The organism is Pseudomonas sp. GM84 (assembly GCF_000282535.1).
Taxonomy (GTDB): Bacteria; Pseudomonadota; Gammaproteobacteria; order Pseudomonadales; family Pseudomonadaceae; genus Aquipseudomonas.
This window is the reverse complement of sequence record NZ_AKJC01000138.1, coordinates 1-16,678: the sequence shown is the minus strand read 5'-3', so window position 1 is coordinate 16,678 and position 16,678 is coordinate 1. Positions and strand designations below refer to the sequence as shown.

General features: G+C 64.7%; 15 protein-coding genes. 7 read left to right on the top strand and 8 right to left on the bottom strand.

The genetic code is table 11. The features are described from left to right. A partial coding sequence (locus PMI38_RS12465; RefSeq protein WP_008094408.1) for an MBL fold metallo-hydrolase occupies positions 1 to 808 on the top strand: 808 nt, incomplete at its 5' end. A 27-nt stretch (positions 809 to 835) separates the two neighbouring features. Next, entirely contained in the window at positions 836 to 1,450 is a 615-nt protein-coding gene (locus tag PMI38_RS12460) for an NAD(P)-dependent oxidoreductase (protein ID WP_008094405.1), read from the top strand. A gap of 114 nt (positions 1,451 to 1,564) precedes the next feature. Here PMI38_RS12460 and PMI38_RS12455 read toward each other — a convergent pair whose 3' ends face one another. Continuing rightward, positions 1,565 to 2,440: a LysR substrate-binding domain-containing protein gene (locus tag PMI38_RS12455; protein WP_008094403.1), complete on the bottom strand. Its 876-nt coding sequence runs from the start codon at positions 2,438 to 2,440 to the stop codon at positions 1,565 to 1,567. A 114-nt stretch (positions 2,441 to 2,554) separates the two neighbouring features. On the opposite strand from PMI38_RS12455, the gene PMI38_RS12450 reads away from it, so the two are divergent. After that, complete coding sequence (locus tag PMI38_RS12450) at positions 2,555 to 4,192, top strand: 5-guanidino-2-oxopentanoate decarboxylase (RefSeq protein WP_008094401.1); 1,638 nt, start codon at positions 2,555 to 2,557, stop codon at positions 4,190 to 4,192. Between the two features lie 137 nt (positions 4,193 to 4,329). Here PMI38_RS12450 and PMI38_RS12445 read toward each other — a convergent pair whose 3' ends face one another. Beyond that, complete coding sequence (locus tag PMI38_RS12445) at positions 4,330 to 5,250, bottom strand: AraC family transcriptional regulator (protein WP_008094399.1); 921 nt, start codon at positions 5,248 to 5,250, stop codon at positions 4,330 to 4,332. Between the two features lie 201 nt (positions 5,251 to 5,451). On the opposite strand from PMI38_RS12445, the gene PMI38_RS12440 reads away from it, so the two are divergent. Further along, positions 5,452 to 5,745 (top strand): putative quinol monooxygenase, encoded by a 294-nt coding sequence (locus PMI38_RS12440; RefSeq protein WP_008094397.1) that lies wholly within the window; start codon positions 5,452 to 5,454, stop codon positions 5,743 to 5,745. Between the two features lie 56 nt (positions 5,746 to 5,801). Continuing rightward, on the top strand, positions 5,802 to 6,035 hold the full coding sequence (locus tag PMI38_RS12435; RefSeq protein WP_008094395.1) for a hypothetical protein: 234 nt from the start codon (positions 5,802 to 5,804) through the stop codon (positions 6,033 to 6,035). Here PMI38_RS12435 and PMI38_RS12430 read toward each other — a convergent pair whose 3' ends face one another. From PMI38_RS12430 to bglX, 6 genes are all read right to left on the bottom strand, one after another. Further along, positions 6,036 to 6,641 carry a flavin reductase family protein gene (locus tag PMI38_RS12430; protein ID WP_008094393.1) on the bottom strand — a complete coding sequence of 202 codons (606 nt, stop codon included), beginning with the start codon at positions 6,639 to 6,641 and terminating at the stop codon, positions 6,036 to 6,038. 116 nt (positions 6,642 to 6,757) lie between these two features. Continuing rightward, positions 6,758 to 7,084 (bottom strand): hypothetical protein, encoded by a 327-nt coding sequence (locus PMI38_RS12425; RefSeq protein ID WP_008094391.1) that lies wholly within the window; start codon positions 7,082 to 7,084, stop codon positions 6,758 to 6,760. Between the two features lie 340 nt (positions 7,085 to 7,424). Beyond that, complete coding sequence (locus tag PMI38_RS12420; RefSeq protein WP_008094388.1) at positions 7,425 to 8,744, bottom strand: MFS transporter; 1,320 nt, start codon at positions 8,742 to 8,744, stop codon at positions 7,425 to 7,427. Between the two features lie 253 nt (positions 8,745 to 8,997). Continuing rightward, positions 8,998 to 10,332: a sigma-54-dependent transcriptional regulator gene (locus PMI38_RS12415; protein ID WP_008094386.1), complete on the bottom strand. Its 1,335-nt coding sequence runs from the start codon at positions 10,330 to 10,332 to the stop codon at positions 8,998 to 9,000. Then, positions 10,326 to 12,083: an ATP-binding protein gene (locus PMI38_RS12410; protein WP_008094384.1), complete on the bottom strand. Its 1,758-nt coding sequence runs from the start codon at positions 12,081 to 12,083 to the stop codon at positions 10,326 to 10,328. The genes PMI38_RS12415 and PMI38_RS12410 overlap by 7 nt, the downstream gene beginning before the upstream one ends. 118 nt (positions 12,084 to 12,201) lie before the next feature. Further along, complete coding sequence (gene bglX, locus PMI38_RS12405) at positions 12,202 to 14,493, bottom strand: beta-glucosidase BglX (RefSeq protein ID WP_043273517.1); 2,292 nt, start codon at positions 14,491 to 14,493, stop codon at positions 12,202 to 12,204. A 190-nt stretch (positions 14,494 to 14,683) separates the two neighbouring features. Here bglX and PMI38_RS12400 point away from each other — a divergent pair, with 190 nt between their 5' ends. Beyond that, the gene (locus PMI38_RS12400) at positions 14,684 to 15,301 is read left to right on the top strand and encodes a TPM domain-containing protein (protein WP_008094380.1); all 618 of its coding nucleotides are present in this window, start codon (positions 14,684 to 14,686) and stop codon (positions 15,299 to 15,301) included. A gap of 74 nt (positions 15,302 to 15,375) precedes the next feature. Then, positions 15,376 to 16,596, top strand: coding sequence for a class I SAM-dependent methyltransferase (locus PMI38_RS12395; RefSeq protein WP_008094378.1), 1,221 nt, complete (start codon positions 15,376 to 15,378; stop codon positions 16,594 to 16,596). Positions 16,597 to 16,678: the final 82 nt, after the last annotated feature.

Here is a 16,678-nt window from a genome sequence, read left to right as displayed (position 1 = left end):
CGCGGAGCCGTTGCGGCTTGAGGTGTACAACCCCGGGCACCAGGCGATCTTTCCGGTCAGCTCGGTGATCGTCACGGGCGAAAAGCACGCCATCCTGGTCGATGCCCAGTTCGGCAAGGCCCAGGCCGAGCAGCTTGTGCAGCGCTTGCGGGCCAGCGGCAAGACGCTGACGACCATCTACATCAGCCATGGCGACCCGGATTACTACTTCGGCCTCGATACCCTGACCCAGGCCTTCCCGGACGCCAAGGTACTCGCCTCGGCCGCCACCGTGGCGCATATTCGCCAGACCATGGACGCCAAGCTTTCGTACTGGGGCCCACAGATGGGCGCGGACAAACCGGCGCGGCTGGTCGTGCCGCAGGTGCTCGACGGCAACCAGTTGCTGCTGGAGGGGCAGGCACTCGAAGTGGTTGGCCTGGACGGGCCGCAGCCTGAGCGCAGTTTCGTCTGGATTCCGTCGATCAAGGCCGTGGTCGGTGGCGTGGTCGTGGCGGACAACATCCATGTGTGGATGGCCGACACCCAGTCGCCCAAGTCCCATGCCGACTGGCTCGGCACGCTCGCGCAGATCGAGAAGCTGGCGCCGCGCACCGTGGTTCCCGGTCACTTCATGGGCCAGAGCAGCCGTTCGCTGGAGGCGGTGCGCTTCACCGCGAACTACATTCGTGACTTCGATGCCGAGACGGCCAAGGCGAAAGATGCCGGGGCCTTGATCGCGGCGATGAACAAGCGTTACCCGGGCCTGGCCGATGAAAGCTCGCTTGAGCTGAGCGCCAGGGTCGCCAAGGGCGAGATGAAGTGGTAATTCCGTTCAACTGATGGAGTGTTTCCCATGAGCAAGATCGCAATCATCGGCGCTACCGGCCGTGCTGGCAGCCAACTGCTGGAAGAAGCCCTGCGCCGGGGCCACAGTGTGCTGGCCATTGCCCGCGATCCGTCGCGGCTGCAGGGGCGTGCAGGTGTCACGGTGCAGGCGCTGGATGTGAAGGACAGCGCGGCGCTGCAAAAGGCGCTTGCGGGGGTGGATGCGGTGCTGAGTGCAGCGCATTTTGCCACCATCGAGCCGCACGCGATCATCGAGCCGGTCAAGCGTGCCGGGGTCAAGCGCCTGCTGGTGGTGGGCGGTGCCGGCAGCCTGCTGCTGCCTTCCGGGCATCGGGTGATCGACAGCCCGGATTTCCCGGAGGCCTACAAGGCCGAAGCGAGTGCCGGGGTACGGTTTCTTGAGCAGTTGCGTCAGGAGCAGAACCTGGACTGGACCTTCCTGTCGCCATCGGCGGAGTTTGTCGAAGGGGCGCGCACGGGGCACTACACCCTGGGCAAGGATCATTTGCTGATCGGGGCTGAAGGCAAGAGCTGGATCAGCTTTGCCGACTATGCCATCGCCATGATCGACGAGCTGGAAAAGCCGGCGCACTCGCGGCAGCGGTTCACTGTCGGGTATTGAGCGCCAGTAGTTTGCCCTTGCCCTTGCCCTTGCCCCTGACCCTGTGGGAGCCGGCTTGCCGGCTCCCACAAGGGGGGGGCGTTAATTTTTAGATGAGGTGCACCTGGGAGGCCCTCACTGTTCCGCCCGGCACTGCAACCAATCCATCAACTCGACCAGCCCGGGCGGCACATTTCTCGCCTGGCAGGCCAGGTAATACCCCTTGCCCGTCATCACCTTGAGCCCGAACGGCATGCACAGCCTGCCGCTTTTCAGGTCGTCGCCAATCAATGCCCAGTCGCCAATGGCCACCCCGGTCCCCTGCGAGGCCATCGCCATGGCCATGTCCAGGGTTTCGAAATGCTGCCGGGGCCCCAGCGCATCGTGGATCGCCCCGGCGGCCTGCAACCACAGGCGCCAGTCGTGCTCGTCACGCGAGGGGTGCAGCAACATGTGGCGCTTGAGGTCGTCGATCGCCTTCAACGGCACCGGCCCCGCCAGCAGCGATGGCGCGCACACGGGGGTGAGCTGCTCGTCGAACAGCTTGCGCACATGCAGCCCATGGTTCGGCGCATCGCCATAGACCACCGCCGCATCGAAGCCTTCGCGGCGAAAATCCACGCCATGCTGCACCGTGGTAGTGAGCTCCACGGGGACGTCCGGGCGCAGTGCCTGCCATTCCATCAGCCGTGGCAGCAGCCAGCGCATCACACAGGTCGGCGCCTTGAGCTGCAAGGTGGCGCTGCGCCCACCCACTTCGCGCACGCCTTGTTCGATCAAGGCGAACACCTGCTGCACCCGCGGCAGCCAGTCCTGCCCTTCGCGGGTCAGGCTCAGGCCGCGGGCCTGACGCTGGAACAGGGCATACCCCAGGTGCTCCTCGAGCCCGGCGATCTGCCGGCTGACCGCGCCTTGGGTGATATGCAGCTGCTGCGCGGCCCGGGTGAAATTGCAGTGCTGCGCAGTGACCAGAAAGGTGTGCAGGGCGGGGAGGGGGGGAAGGCGTTTCATCGTGACAAGCCATGATTACAGGACATGGCTAGTATGTGTTTTTTTGCATTGTGGCGATAGCCGTGCCTTGGGTCCAATGAGCGCAGTTTTTCAACAAGATGCAAGGTGAAACCCATGGCAACCTGCGGCGAAGTACTGGTCAAACTCCTTGAAGGCTATGGCGTGGACCATGTCTTCGGCATTCCCGGCGTGCACACTGTGGAGCTTTACCGAGGCCTGGCGGCTTCGTCCATTCGCCACATCACCCCGCGCCACGAGCAGGGTGCTGGATTCATGGCTGATGGATACGCCCGGACCCGTGGTAAACCGGGCGTGTGCTTCATCATCACCGGCCCCGGCATGACCAACATCACCACTGCCATGGGCCAGGCCTACGCCGATTCGATCCCGATGCTGGTGATTTCCAGCGTGCAGTCGCGTGACCAACTGGGCGGTGGCCGTGGCAAGTTGCACGAGCTGCCCAACCAGGGCGCGTTGGTGGCGGGTGTGGCGGCCTTCTCGCAGACACTGATGAGCGCCGACGACTTGCCGCAGGTGCTGGCCCGCGCCTTTGCGGTGTTCGATGGCGCGCGGCCGCGCCCGGTGCATATCGAGATCCCGCTGGATGTGCTGGTCGAGCCGGCCGACCACCTGTTGCCGGGCCGTCCGGTGCGCAGCAGCCGCGCAGGCGCCGCACCGCAGGCCGTGGCGCGCATGGCAGAACGCCTGGCCAAGGCACGCAAGCCGCTGATCCTGGCCGGTGGCGGCGCCTTGAACGCGGGTTCGCCGCTGGCGCGCCTGGCCGAGCACTTGCAGGCCCCGGTGGCATTGACGATCAATGCCAAAGGCTTGCTGCCGGCCGGTCACCCGCTGCAAATCGGCTCGACCCAATCGCTGGTCGCGACCCGGGCACTGGTGGCGGAAGCCGACGTGGTCCTGGCGATCGGCACCGAGCTTGCCGAAACCGACTATGACGTGACCTTCAAGGGTGGCTTCGAGATCCCTGGCAGCCTGCTGCGGGTGGATATCGACCCGGACCAGACCGTGCGCAACTACCTGCCGGAGCTGGCCCTGGTGGCCGATGCCGAACTGGCTGCGCAGGCCTTGCTCGAAGCGTTGCAGGATCTGCCAGCGCCGGTGCGCGACGGCAATTGGGGCGCGGTGCGTGCGCAGCGTCTGCGTCAGTCGCTGGCGGCGAGCTGGGATCAGCCGACCCTGAGCCAGACCCGCCTGCTGACCAGCATCCTGGAGCGTTTGCCGAATGCCGTCCTGGTGGGGGATTCGACCCAGCCGGTCTACACCGGCAACCTGACCCTGGACATGGACCAGCCGCGTCGCTGGTTCAACGCCTCGACGGGCTACGGCACCTTGGGTTATGCGCTGCCTGCAGCGATGGGCGCCTGGCTGGGCAGCGCCGAGCGCATCGCCGAGCGTGCGCCAGCGGTGTGCCTGATCGGCGATGGCGGCTTGCAATTCACGCTGCCGGAGCTGGCCAGTGCGGTGGAGGCACAGGTGCCGCTGATCGTGCTGCTGTGGAATAACCAGGGGTATGAGGAGATCAAGAAGTACATGGTCAACCGGGCCATCGAGCCGGTTGGGGTGGATATCCATACGCCGGACTTCATTGGCGTGGCCAAGGCGCTGGGGGCCGAGGCCGAGCATGTGGGCGATGTGCAGCAATTGCAGGCTGCGCTGGGGCGGGCGGTGGAACGCAAGGGGCCGACCCTGATCGAGGTCGACCAGAACCAGTGGCAGGCGGCAGTGGCTGGCTGATGATCAGGCTGTAATCTGCGCCGGCCCTTTCGCGGGACAAGCCCGCTCCCACAGGCCCGACTCCCCATCCGAGGAAGCAGGGAGCCTGTGGGAGCGGGCTTGTCCCGCGAAAGGGCAGGTACAGCCCCAGTTGCTAATCACCCAGCACTGGCCCGCAACCGCGCCACATCGCGGATCGGCGGGGCGCCATACAGCCGGCTGTACTCGCGGCTGAACTGCGACGGGCTTTCATACCCCACCCGATAGCCCGCCACCGCCGCTTCCAGCCCGTCATTGAGCATCAGCCGCCGCGCTTCCTGCAGGCGCAGCTGCTTCTGGTACTGCAACGGGCTCATCGACGTCACCGCCTTGAACCGATGGTGCAAGGTCGAGGTGCTGAGGTTCACCTCCCGAGCCAGGTCCTCGATGCGCAGCGGTTGCTGGAAGTTCTGGTTGAGCCAGGTGATCGCCTGGCATACCCGATGAGTCTGGCTGTTGGCCAGGGCAATCTCATACAAGCGGTAACCTTGGGGGCCGCGCAGCAGGCGGTAGAGAATTTCCCGGCGAATCAGCGGCGCCAGCATGCCGATATCCCGCGGTGTGTCGAGCAGGCGAACCAGGCGCAACAGGGCGTCCAGCAGTTGTGGATCGGTCCGCTCAACATACAGGCCGCGGCCGGAGGGCAGGTTGGGCACCAGCATCGGCCCGCTTTCGGCAATCAACTGGCTGATCTCGGCCGGGTCAAGGTCCAGGCGCAGCCCCAGGCTGGGGTTCTGGGGGCTGGCATCGAGCTTCACGCCGCTCAACGGCAAGGTCACCGACACCACCATGTAATGCAACGGGTCGTAGGCGTATTGCTCATCGCCGAGAAAGAGGCTCTTGCTGCCCTGGGCCAGGATGCACAGGGCCGGTTGGGCCAAGGTCGGTACGGAGCGGACATTTTCCGTGTAGCGCACCAGGTACAGCGCGTCGATGGCCGAAGCCGGGCCGTGGGGCTCGCCAGCATGCCGGACGATCAGTTCGGCCAGTTCCTGGCGTTGCACTTCCAGGGTCGGATCGATGGACGGGGCTGTGGTCATGATGGCGCTCCTCTGCAGACCGTCGCAGCATAGGTTTGGGCAATGGCGGGCGCTAGTCGAATGCTGCACGTCGATTGCCTGATCCTGCCGCGCGGCAGAATCAGGCAATCGACGTGCAGTAATAGCCTAACGCGCCGCGCGGGCAAGCCCCTAACCTTGGCAGCCTGGTTATCCGCCCGCGTGCTTCAAGGAGATCGTGCAATGACCCTACGACAACCGGTCACCCATTTGGCTTTCATCCGCGCTGCCAGTGGCCGTTCGGCCGAGCTCGGTGCGCGCCTGCGCGACCTGCTGGAACCCTCGTTGCGCACCCCTGGCTGCCTGAGTTTCAGCGTGCAGCGCTCGCAGGCCGATGCCGACCTGTGGCTGCTCAGTGGCAGCTGGTGCGATCAGCAGGCAATGAGCGGTTATTTCGCTTCGCCCACCTTGGACGTGTTCGGCGAACTGGTCCAGGCCCAGGTCGTCAGCAGCCTGGACCTGCACACCTTCGATTGAATGCCGAGCCGCACGGGGTAGAATGCCGCCCCTCGATCAACGACGCGGATAGCGACATGGCACGTAAAGAATTCCCGCACTTCGAAGCGGTTTCGGCGATAGTCCCGGTGGAAGGCGGTGGCTACAACGCCGCCATCGCGGTCAAGGCCCTGAACATGGGCGGTGCGCCGCGCTTTCACAAGGTGCTCGATGGCCAGGTGTTCAAGAGCGCCGTGGCGGCCGACGAGGCCGCCTGCGCCGAGCTCGAACGCCTCAACGGCGTTGGCGAGGAAGGCGAACTGGTCTGGTGATCAGACCTGGGGCCTTCTCATCTTGAACAGATTGCCCAGTTCGAAGTAGTCCGCCGGGCCGCCACCTCGCAGGATCGGCTCGGCGGCGACGGTATCGTAGATGCCGTCCTTGAGCAGGTGTTCGGCGATGTGCACCGCGACCACCTCGCCGAGGATCAGCCAGCTCGGCACCGGCTCCTGGTCGGCCCGCTTGAGCTGGACGATCTGGCTCACCTTGCACTCGAACGCCACCGGCGTTTCGCCCACCCGTGGCACCTTGACCAGGCTCGATGGAGTTGCCGTCAACCCGCTCAGCTCGAACTCGTTCACTTGCGCCGGCACGGCAGCACAGCTCTGGTTCATGGCCTCGGCCAAGGGGCGGGTGGCCAGGTTCCAGACGAACTCGCCGGTCTGCTCGATATTGTTCAGGCTGTCTTTGCGCCCGACACTGCAGAAACCGATGATCGGCGGGATGTAGTTGAAGGCGTTGAAGAAGCTGTAGGGCGCGAGGTTCAAGCGACCTTCGCAGTCCTGCGAGGAGATCCAGCCGATCGGGCGTGGGCCGACGATAGCATTGAACGGGTCGTGGGGCAGGCCGTGGCCTTTGGTGGGTTCGTAGTAATACATCTGTCGGGCTTGCTGGCCCTACCTCCTGGTGGACAAGGCGCCTAGTGTGCCAAGCCTGAGCCCGCCTGGAAATGATCGAGCCCGGCCGAGGCCGGGCTGGTTGCACGCATCAGGGATCAGCTGATGCGGTGAGCGTTGGTGCGATCGAAACCATCTTCGGCGAAACGTTGGCCACCGGTGCGGTCGAAGCCGTCTTCTGCGAAGCGTTGGCCGCCGGTACGGTCGAAGCCGTCTTCTGCGAAGCGTTGGCCACCGGTACGGTCGAAGCCGTCTTCAGCGAAACGTTGGCCACCGGTACGGTCGAAACCATCTTCCGCGTAGGTGGCAGCTTGGCTCTGGGCGGCTGCGAAGGTGTGGGCATTGGTGCGGTCGAAGCCATCTTCGGCGAACGCGCCAGTGGCGAAAACCGAGAAGGCCAGGCTGAGGATCAGTTTGTTTTTCATGGTCGTTGCTCCGTTGGGTTCGAGTGGTTGCTTGCTTCTATGGGTTTGATGCTACGCCGATTAATTTGATTAAAAAGCGCAAAAAATGGCGTTAAATAATCGATTAAATAGATGTATATGGGTGCGCCGACTGCCATCCCGCACGCGGCGTGGCTTGCTACGCGTCACGTGCTGAAACCAGCGAGCGACAGGATTCGCCAGCCCTTGCAGCATGCAGGGTTGGAATTAATCAGGGGTTAAGAGGAAGGCGGCCGGGACGGGGGGGCGCTTTCAGGTGTGCCCAATGAAAAAGGGGCGCCCGGTTTTCCGGGCGCCCCTTTTTCAAGCCGCTGGATCAGTGTCAGTCAGTGGTAATCCGCGAATGCTGCTTGGTGTCTTTCATGGTCGCGTACACCAACAGCGAGCAGGCGATGCACGCGGTGACGTACCAGTAGAAACCGCTCTCCATGCCCGCGCTCTTGAACCACAGGGCCACGTACTCGGCGGTGCCGCCGAAGATCGACACGGTCAGCGCATACGGCAGGCCGACGCCCAGGGCGCGGATCTCGGTGGGGAACAGCTCGGCCTTGACCACAGCGTTGATCGAGGTATATCCACTGACGATGATCAGCGCCGCCATGATCAGGAAGAACGCGCCCCACCAGGTCTGGATGGTGTGCAAGGTGCTGAGGATCGGCACGGTGAACAGGGTGCCGAGTACACCGAAGGCGATCAGGATCGGGCGACGGCCGATCTTGTCCGACAGGCTGCCGATGATCGGCTGCAGGCACATGAACAGGAACAGCGTGGCCGCCGAAATGGTGGTCGAGTCGCTGATGCTCATGCCGACGGTGTTCACCAGGTACTTCTGCATGTAGGTGGTGTAGGTGTAGAAGGCCAGGGTGCCGCCCATGGTCAGGCCGACCACGGTCATCAGCTCCTTGGGGTGACGCATCAGGGTGCGCATCAGGCTTTCCTTGGCCTTCTCCTTCTTGGTGAAGGAAGCGGTTTCTTCCATGCCACGGCGCAGGTACAGGGCAACCACCGCGCACAGCGCGCCGATCACGAAGGGTACGCGCCAGCCCCAGGCATACAGCTGCTCGGTGGTCAGCGTCTGCTGCAGCACGATCAGCACCGCCAGGGCGATGAGCTGGCCAGAGATCAGGGTCACGTACTGGAAGCTGGAGAAGAAGCCACGGCGGTCCTTGCTGGCCATTTCGCTGAGGTAGGTGGCCGAGGTGCCGTATTCGCCACCCACCGACAGGCCTTGCATGAGGCGGGCGATGACCAGCAGCACCGGCGCGGCGACGCCGATGGTTTCATAGCCTGGGGTCAGGGCGATCACCAGCGAGCCTGCGCACATCAGCAGTACCGAGGCCATCAGCGCGGCCTTGCGGCCCTTGCGGTCGGCGTACAGGCCCATCAGCCAGCCACCGATCGGGCGCATGAGGAAGCCCACGGCGAAGATCGCGGCGGTGTTGAGCAGTTGTGCGGTGGAGTCGCCGGCCGGGAAGAAGGCCTTGGCGAAGTACAGCGAGAATGCGGCGTAGACGTACCAGTCGTACCATTCGACCATGTTGCCGATCGAGCCACTGAAGATCGACTTGAGACGGCTGGCGGTGGTTTTTTCGGCGGCGGGCGCGGTGGCCGCCCCGGCTGGCAGGGAGGTGGCGTTATCCATCAGGGATACCTTCTCGTTGTTTTTGTGGAGCGCGCCTGGGCGCAGCTTGAGAAGGGTTTTGCACGAGCTGTGCCAAATGAGTGCAGGCCGATCCATTTGAAGGCACGCCCACCCCCACAACCCCGCCACGACGCGGTCCCTGTAGGAGCGGGCTTGCCCGCGATGGGCTGCAAAGCAGCCCCTTACCACCGCAAAAATCCCCTGAATAAGCGGTTTCTCGCTCATCCCATACAGCCAATAAGCGGATTTCCGCCTATTCGCGCGCGACGAAATCCTCCCGCACCAACCCATGCCGCTGCATTTTTTCGTTCAACGTCCGCCGCGGCAGCTGCAAGGCTTCCATCACCCCTTTGATCTCACCCTTGTGCATGCGCAACGCCGCCCGCAGGCATTGCGCCTCGAACGCTTCCATCTGCTCGGTCAACGATTGCCCGGCAGGCGCCCCTTCCAGGCTCGGCGACCCCAGCCCCAGCGCATGCCGCTCCGCCGCATTGGCCAGCTCGCGCACGTTGCCAGGCCAGTCGTGCGACAGCAGCTGGCTCAATTGCGCCCCTGCCAGCGGCGGCGCAGTGCGACCGAGCTTTTCAGCCGCAGCCTGGGCGAAATGCTCGAACAGCAACGGAATGTCCTCGCGCCGTTCGCGCAAAGGCGCCAGGCGCAGTTCCGCCACGTTCAGCCGATACGCCAGGTCTTCGCGAAAACGCCCGGCACGCGCCTCGTCGAGCAGGTCGGGTTTGGTCGCGGCGATGATTCGCAGGTCGACGCTGATGCTCTGGTTGGCGCCCAGCCGCTCCAGCTTCTGTTCCTGGATCACGCGCAACAGCTTGGCTTGTTGGGCCAGCGGCATGCTTTCGATCTCGTCGAGAAACACCGTGCCGCCATTGGCATATTCCAGCTTGCCGATACGCTTGCCTTGCGCGCCGGTGAAGGCGCCGCTTTCATGGCCGAACAGTTCGGCCTCGAACAGCGCTTCGGGGATCGCGGCACAGTTGAGCGCGACGAAGGGTTTGTCGGCACGCGGGCCAAAATCGTGCAGGCAGCGCGCCACGCGCTCCTTGCCGCTGCCGGTTTCGCCACGAATCAGCACGTTGACCGGCAGGTTGGCCAGGTCCAGCACCTGGCGCCGTAACTGCTGCAGGCCCTGGGACATGCCCAGCAGGGTCGTTTCCAGGCGTGACTTGAGGTCGGCCTGCTCGTGCAGGCGGCGGTTCTCGAGCACCAGCTGGCGTTTCTCCAGTGCCCGGCGCAGGCTGCCCAGCAGATGCTGGGGGGTGAAGGGCTTTTCGAGGAAGTCGTAGGCACCGTTGCGCATGGCTTCCACCGCCATCGGCACATCGCCGTGGCCGGTCAGCAGGATCACCGGCAGGTCGGGGTCATCGGCCTGCAGGCGTTCGAGCAACTGCATGCCGCCCATGCCCGGCATGCGCACATCGCTGATGACCACCCCGGGAAAGTGCCGCGGCAGGTGCGCCAGGCAGTCCTCGGCGCGGGCGTACAACTGCACGCTGAAACCGGACAGGCTCAGCCACTGTTCGACGGCGCTGCGGATGCTCGCTTCATCATCGACGACGATCACTGAGTTCAACATACAGGCTCCAGGTCGCGGGGCAGGGTAAGGCTCAGGCGGGCGCCGCCCGGCACGTTCTCGGCCTGCAGCTGGCCGCCGGCCTCGACGATGATGCCATAGGAGATGGCCAGGCCCAGGCCGAGCCCTTCGCCCACCGGCTTGGTGGTGAAGAACGGGTCGAAGACCTTGGTCAGGTCGGCATCGGCAATGCCACCGCCGGAATCGAGCACGCTCAGGCGCCACTGCCCCTGCTCGGGTTCGATGCGGATCTCCAGGCGCTTGTAGCGTTTGTCGGCCATGGCGTCGAGGGCATTGCGCAGCAGGTTGATCAGCACCTGCTCCAGGCGGATCGCGTCGCCACGTACCCAGGCCGGGCGCGCCAGGTACAGGGCCACTTCGACCTCCTCGGCACGGATGCGCGTGTCGAGCAGTTGCAGGGCCTGGTCGACCACGTTCGCCAGGTCCAGGCGTTCGCGCAAACCGCCTGGGCTGTTGCGGGCGAAGGTCTTCAGGTGGCTGGTCAGTGCGGCCATGCGCGTGAGCATCTGCTCCAGCGGCTCCAGGGCCTTGCGCGCTTCCTCGTAGCGGCCGTGGTCGAGCAGCAGGCGCAGGGTCTCCAGTTGCATGCGCTGGGTGGTCAGCGGCTGGTTGATCTCGTGGGCCATGGCGGCCGACATCTGCCCGAGCGCGGCCAGCTTGGCCGACTGCACCAGGCCTTCCTGGGCGGTGCGCAGCTCGCGGGTGCGTTCCTCGACCTGGCGCTTGAGCTCGTCGCGACTGCGCTGGCGCAGCCGGGCCAGGCGCCAGCGCTGGCTGACGAACAGGGCGGCGAACACCAGGCTCAGCCAGACGGCGGCGGCCCCCAGCGCGGCGTTGCGACCGTCCGCAGCCACCTGCGGCTTGCGCAGCAGGTGCAGGGTCCAGTCTTCGCCTTCCAGCGGCAGGCTTTCCCACAGGTATTCGGCCGGCCCGTCGGGGCCTTGCACGCGGCTCAGCTGGCTGTTGCTGGCGAAGCGGGTCAGTACCTGATGTTGCAGCGGCACCAGCGGTTGCTTGTCGTACTGGCGGGTTTCGGCCAGTTCGGCACGGTCGGAGCCCGTCAGTGGTTGCAGCTCGCGGTAGCGCCAACCGTCCTGGTTGGCGATGAAGGTGATGCCGCGCGCGTCGCTGACCAGCAGGATATCGCTGCCCTGGCGCCATTCGCGTTCCAGCTCGGGGAACTCGAGCTTCACCACCATGGCGCCAAGGAAGCGCCCATGCTCGTCGGTGATCGCGCTGGCGAGAAAGTAGCCCGGTACGCCACTGGTCACGCCGACCGCGTAGAAACGGCCGCTGCCCTGGCTGCGGGTCTGTTTGAAATAGGGGCGAAAGGCGTAGTTCGAGCCCACGTAAGTGGTTGGCAGGCGCCAGTTGCTGGCTGCCACCGCAAGCCCGGTGCGGTCGAGCAGTTCGAGGGTGGAGGAATTGGCGGCGCCATTGATTCGTTCGAGCTTGCGGTTGAGCGCATCCTGCACCGTGTCGCTGACGGGGCCACGCAGGGCTTCGATCAATTCCGGGTCCAGCGCCATCACGGCGGGCAAGGCGCGGTAGCGTTCGATCAGCGTGTGCAAGGTATTGGCATACAACCCCAGCTGCTGGCTGGCACGGCGGGCGTCTTCTTCCATGGCCTGGCGCTTGGCCTGGTGCATGGCCCAGCCGGCGCTGAGCGCGGTGCCGGCCAGGATCAGCAGGGTGATCAGCCCCAGACGCAGGGCGCGAAAGGTTAAGGGCATGGGGCGGGTCCGCATGAAGGGGTGTCAGTCGCGGCCCTATCGCCGGCAAGCCGGCTCCCACAGGTACTGTACATGCCCATTGTGGGAGCCGGCTTGCCGGCGATAGGGCCGGCCCTGCTTACAGCAGTTCGAAGCTCTGTTGCTGCACGGCCTCGGAATCCAACCCGACCTGGACATTGAACTCGCCAGGCTCGGCCACGTGCTGCAGTTGGCCATTGTAGAACTTCAGGTCGTCTTCGCTGATGCGGAAGGTCAAGGTCCGCGACTCACCGGCCTTGAGCATCAGCTTCTGGAAGTTCTTGAGCTCCTTGACCGGGCGGCTCATGGACGCCGAAACATCCTGCAGGTACAGCTGCACCACGGTCTCGCCGTCAACCTTGCCGGTATTTTTCACCGTCACCTTGGCTTCGAGGCTTTCACCGCGCTTGAGCGCCTTGTTCGACAGGTTCAGCCCCGACAGCTCGAAGTTGCTGTAGCTCAGGCCGTAACCGAACGGATACAGCGGGCCGTTGGGTTCTTCGAAATACTGCGAGGTGTAGTTGCCCGGCTTGCCCGGCGTGAAGGGGCGGCCGATGCGCGTGTGGTTGTAGTGCATCGGGATCTGCCCGACCGAGCGCGGGAAGGTGATGGCCAGCTTGCCCGAAGGGTTGTAGTCGCCGAACAGCACGTCGGCAATGGCGTTGCCGCCTTCGGTACCGGCGAACCAGGTTTCGAGGATGGCGTCGGCCTGTTCACGTTCCCAGCCGATCGACAGCGGACGGCCGTTCATCAGCACCAGCACCAGCGGTTTGCCAGTGGCTTTCAGGGCCTTGATCAGTTCGCGCTGGCTGGCGGGAATCTCCAGCGTGGTGCGGCTCGACGATTCGTGGGACATGCCTCGGGACTCACCGACCACGGCCACCACCACATCGGATTGCTTGGCGGCCTTGACCGCCTCGTCGATCAGCACGGCGGCTGGGCGCAGGTCATCGACGATTTCCGGGGCGTCGAAGTTGAGGAAGTTCAGGTAGTCGAAGATCGCCTTGTCGCCGGTGACATTGGCGCCTTTGGCGTATACCAGCTTGGCCTTGCCCTCGACAGCGCGGCGCAGACCTTCGCGCACGGTCACCGAGTGCATCGGTTTGCCGTCGGCGGCCCAGCTGCCCATCATGTCGATCGGCGCATCGGCCAGCGGGCCGACCAGGGCGATGGTGCCGGTTTTTTTCAGCGGCAGGGTCTGCTGGCGGTTTTCCAGCAGCACCAGGCTGCGGCGTGCCACGTCGCGGGCGGCGTCGCGGTGCAGGCGGTCGTCGCTGTAATAGTCCTTGAGGTCGGTCTCGGCCTTGCCGATACGCACGTAGGGGTCCTTGAACAGGCCCATGTCGTACTTGGCGCCGAGTACCTCGCGCACGGCCTGGTCGAGCTCGCCCTGGGTCACTTCGCCGGACTTCAGCAGCCCTGGCAGCTCCTGGCCATACAGGCTGTCGTTCATGCTCATGTCGATGCCGGCCTTGATCGCCAGCTTGGCGGCTTCGCGGCCGTCGCGGGCGACGCCATGGCGGATCAGTTCCTGGATCGCGCCGTGGTCGCTGATGGTCACGCCCTTGAAACCCCACTCCTTGCGCAGCAGGTCGTTCATCAGCCAGGTGTTGGAGGTGGCCGGTACGCCGTTGATCGAGTTGAGCGCCACCATCACCCCGCCGGCACCGGCGTCGAGCGCGGCGCGGTAGGGCGGCAGGTAATCGTTGTACATCTTCGGCAGGCTCATATCGACCGTGTTGTAGTCGCGCCCGCCCTCGACTGCGCCATACAGGGCGAAGTGCTTGACGATGGCCATGATGCTGTCGGGGTTGGCCGGGCTGCTGCCCTGGAACGAGCGGACCATCACCTGGCCGATTTTCGAGGTCAGGTAGGTGTCTTCGCCGAAGCCCTCGCTGGTGCGGCCCCAGCGGGGGTCGCGGGCGATGTCGACCATCGGCGCGAAGGTCATGTCCAGGGCGTCGGCGGAGGCCTCGATGGCCGAGGTGCGGCCGACCTTGGCGATGGCGTCCATGTCCCAGCTGGAGGCCAGGCCCAGGCCGATCGGGAAGATGGTGCGTTCGCCGTGGATGGTGTCGTAGGCGAAGAACATCGGGATCTTCAGGCGGCTGCGCATGGCAGCGTCCTGCATCGGCCGGTTCTCGGGGGCGGTACGCGAGTTGAAGGTGCCGCCGATACGCCCGGCGGCGATTTCTTCGCGGATCTTGGCGTGCGGCATCTCCGGGCCGATGCTGATCAGGCGCAGCTGGCCGATTTTCTCGGCTTCGGTCATCTGGCTGATCAGGTGTTCGATGAACGCCTGCTTGTCCTGCAGGGGCGGGGCGGAGGGGGCGGCGAGGGCCGCCTGACTGGCAAGGCCCATGGCCAGGCCCAGCAAAGACAGTTTCATCATGAATTCCGTTGTCGAGGCCTATGCCGTATCCACGGAGATACGCGCGCGGCCGAAGTTTTCAGGCGGCTATTGTTGTACGATTCGCGGGTAATGCTTCTCAGCGGCGGATTATGCCTGAATATGCCGCTCGCGTAGGCACCCCCGAATGCCGGGACAACAACTATAAGAAAACGCTCAAGAGACCCAAGGCATGACCCCTCTCAACGAGTACGAGCAGCGCCAGGTCGCCGAGGCCATTGCCCGTGTGGAGCGGCGCACCGATGCCCAGCTGGTGACCGTGCTGGCGCGGCGAGCCGATGATTACGCTTACCTGCCATTGTTCTGGGCGGCCGTGCTGGCACTGGCCGTGCCGGGGCTGTTGCAGTGGTTGCTCGGTTGGCCCGGTGTGCGTGGGCTGCTGGTGGCCAACCTGGTGCTGTTCATCGGCTTGTGCCTGTTGCTGCGCAACCCGCGCCTGGCCGCCGTGCTGATCCCCGCCGCGTTGCGCCGCTGGCGCGCTTCGAGCCTGGCGCGGCAGCAGTTTCGCGAACAGAATCTGCGCAGTACGGCCGGCGGTACAGGGGTGTTGATCTTCGTCGCCGAGGCAGAGCGGCATGTGGAGATCCTTGTCGACCAGGGGATCGACCGCCACTTCGATGCCCAGGCCCGGGCCATGATCGTTGCGCGTCTTGCCGAGCAGGTGCGTCAAGGACGGACCTTGCAGGGCTTCGTCGAGTGCATCGAGGCGTGCGGCGAGCTGCTTTGCGAGCAGGTACCGCGCACCCATGGGCGTAATGAACTGCCCAACCGCCTGGTGATTCTCGACTGAACCTGCAGCTGGCAGGGGTGTAGAATGCGCGGCATTGCGCAACGCGCCCCTGCTATCCGAGGCACCTGTTTTCCATGTCCGCCAGTACTTCCGCTTCTTCTGCGCCGGATGCGCGCGCCCAGTTCCTTGACCTGCTCAGTGCCGCCCTGCACGGCAATACGCTGGTCAAGCTGGTGCTGGCACGCCATGTCGGTGCCGACCAGACCTTGCAGCGCATCATCGGCAAGCCCGTGCAGGTGAAAGGGCAGGCCAACCTGTCGCTGGTCTACCGCCACCAGACCCGCGACATCACCCGCAATCTGCCATTGGACCAGGCCCAGGCGCTGGTTGCCGAACTGCTGCCGGAGAGCTTTCGCAACGCTCACTTGTTCGACGCCGATGGCGAAGTGCAGCTGACCTTCAGCAAGAAGGGCAAGCCGATGCTTCAGCGCCATGGTGCGCAGCCGCCCCGTGAGGCTGCCGCCACTACCGGCCATGACCGTGAGAAGAAACGCTATCTGGAGTTGTCGCGCCCGTTCCTGCGCGACCTTGGCGTGACCGATGCGCAAGGCGCGCTGATTCCGTCGATGTCGCGCAAGTGGAAGCAGATCAACAAGTTCATCGAAGTCTTCGACCACGCACTGGCCAATGCCCCGGTGCCGGCGCAGCAGACGTTGCGGGTAGCCGACTTCGGCTCGGGCAAGGGCTACCTGACCTTCGCCATGCACGACTACCTGCGCAACACGCTGGGCCGTGAAGCTCAGGTGACCGGTGTAGAGTTGCGTCAGGACATGGTCGACCTGTGCAACGCTGCAGCCGCGCGCCTGGAGCATACGGGCCTGGAATTCCAGTGCGGTGACGTGCGCAGCGTGGTCCCCGAGGCCATCGAGGTGATGATCGCCCTGCACGCCTGCGACATCGCCACCGACTACGCCATCCACACCGGCATCCGTTGCAACGCCGCGATCATCATGTGCTCGCCGTGCTGCCACAAGCAGATCCGCCCGCAACTGCACAGCCCGGGGTTGCTGCAGCCGATGCTGCAATATGGCCTGCACCTGGGGCAGCAGGCGGAGATGCTGACGGACAGCTTGCGCGCCCTGTATCTGGAAGCCTGTGGCTACGAGACCAAGGTGTTCGAGTTCATCTCGCTGGAGCACACCAACAAGAACAAGATGATTCTTGCGGTGAAGCGCAAGCAGCCCGTGGCGGCGGGGGCGTTGCTGGAGAAGATTGCGCAGCTCAAGGCGTTTTATGGCGTGCAGGAGCATTGCCTGGAGACGTTGTTGCGGGGGGATGGGTTGATTTGCGCTTGAGTCCCGCGGTGGGGCGATAATCGAGCGCCGCCCGCGCGGCGCATCGCGAGCAAGCTCGCTCCTACATTTGTTGCAACGTGCC

Bases quoted from the DNA above. Each gene is read 5' to 3' on its own strand.
- PMI38_RS12440 (WP_008094397.1), top strand. From the start codon at position 5,452: ATGACCCTACGACAACCGGTCACCCATTTGGCTTTCATCCGCGCTGCC.
- PMI38_RS12425 (WP_008094391.1), bottom strand. From the start codon at position 7,084: ATGAAAAACAAACTGATCCTCAGCCTGGCCTTCTCGGTTTTCGCCACT.
- PMI38_RS12395 (WP_008094378.1), top strand. From the start codon at position 15,376: ATGTCCGCCAGTACTTCCGCTTCTTCTGCGCCGGATGCGCGCGCCCAG.
- PMI38_RS12455 (WP_008094403.1), bottom strand. From the start codon at position 2,440: ATGAAACGCCTTCCCCCCCTCCCCGCCCTGCACACCTTTCTGGTCACT.
- PMI38_RS12445 (WP_008094399.1), bottom strand. From the start codon at position 5,250: ATGACCACAGCCCCGTCCATCGATCCGACCCTGGAAGTGCAACGCCAG.
- PMI38_RS12420 (WP_008094388.1), bottom strand. From the start codon at position 8,744: ATGGATAACGCCACCTCCCTGCCAGCCGGGGCGGCCACCGCGCCCGCC.
- bglX (WP_043273517.1), bottom strand. From the start codon at position 14,493: ATGATGAAACTGTCTTTGCTGGGCCTGGCCATGGGCCTTGCCAGTCAG.
- PMI38_RS12460 (WP_008094405.1), top strand. From the start codon at position 836: ATGAGCAAGATCGCAATCATCGGCGCTACCGGCCGTGCTGGCAGCCAA.
- PMI38_RS12415 (WP_008094386.1), bottom strand. From the start codon at position 10,332: ATGTTGAACTCAGTGATCGTCGTCGATGATGAAGCGAGCATCCGCAGC.
- PMI38_RS12450 (WP_008094401.1), top strand. From the start codon at position 2,555: ATGGCAACCTGCGGCGAAGTACTGGTCAAACTCCTTGAAGGCTATGGC.
- PMI38_RS12430 (WP_008094393.1), bottom strand. From the start codon at position 6,641: ATGTATTACTACGAACCCACCAAAGGCCACGGCCTGCCCCACGACCCG.
- PMI38_RS12410 (WP_008094384.1), bottom strand. From the start codon at position 12,083: ATGCCCTTAACCTTTCGCGCCCTGCGTCTGGGGCTGATCACCCTGCTG.
- PMI38_RS12435 (WP_008094395.1), top strand. From the start codon at position 5,802: ATGGCACGTAAAGAATTCCCGCACTTCGAAGCGGTTTCGGCGATAGTC.
- PMI38_RS12400 (WP_008094380.1), top strand. From the start codon at position 14,684: ATGACCCCTCTCAACGAGTACGAGCAGCGCCAGGTCGCCGAGGCCATT.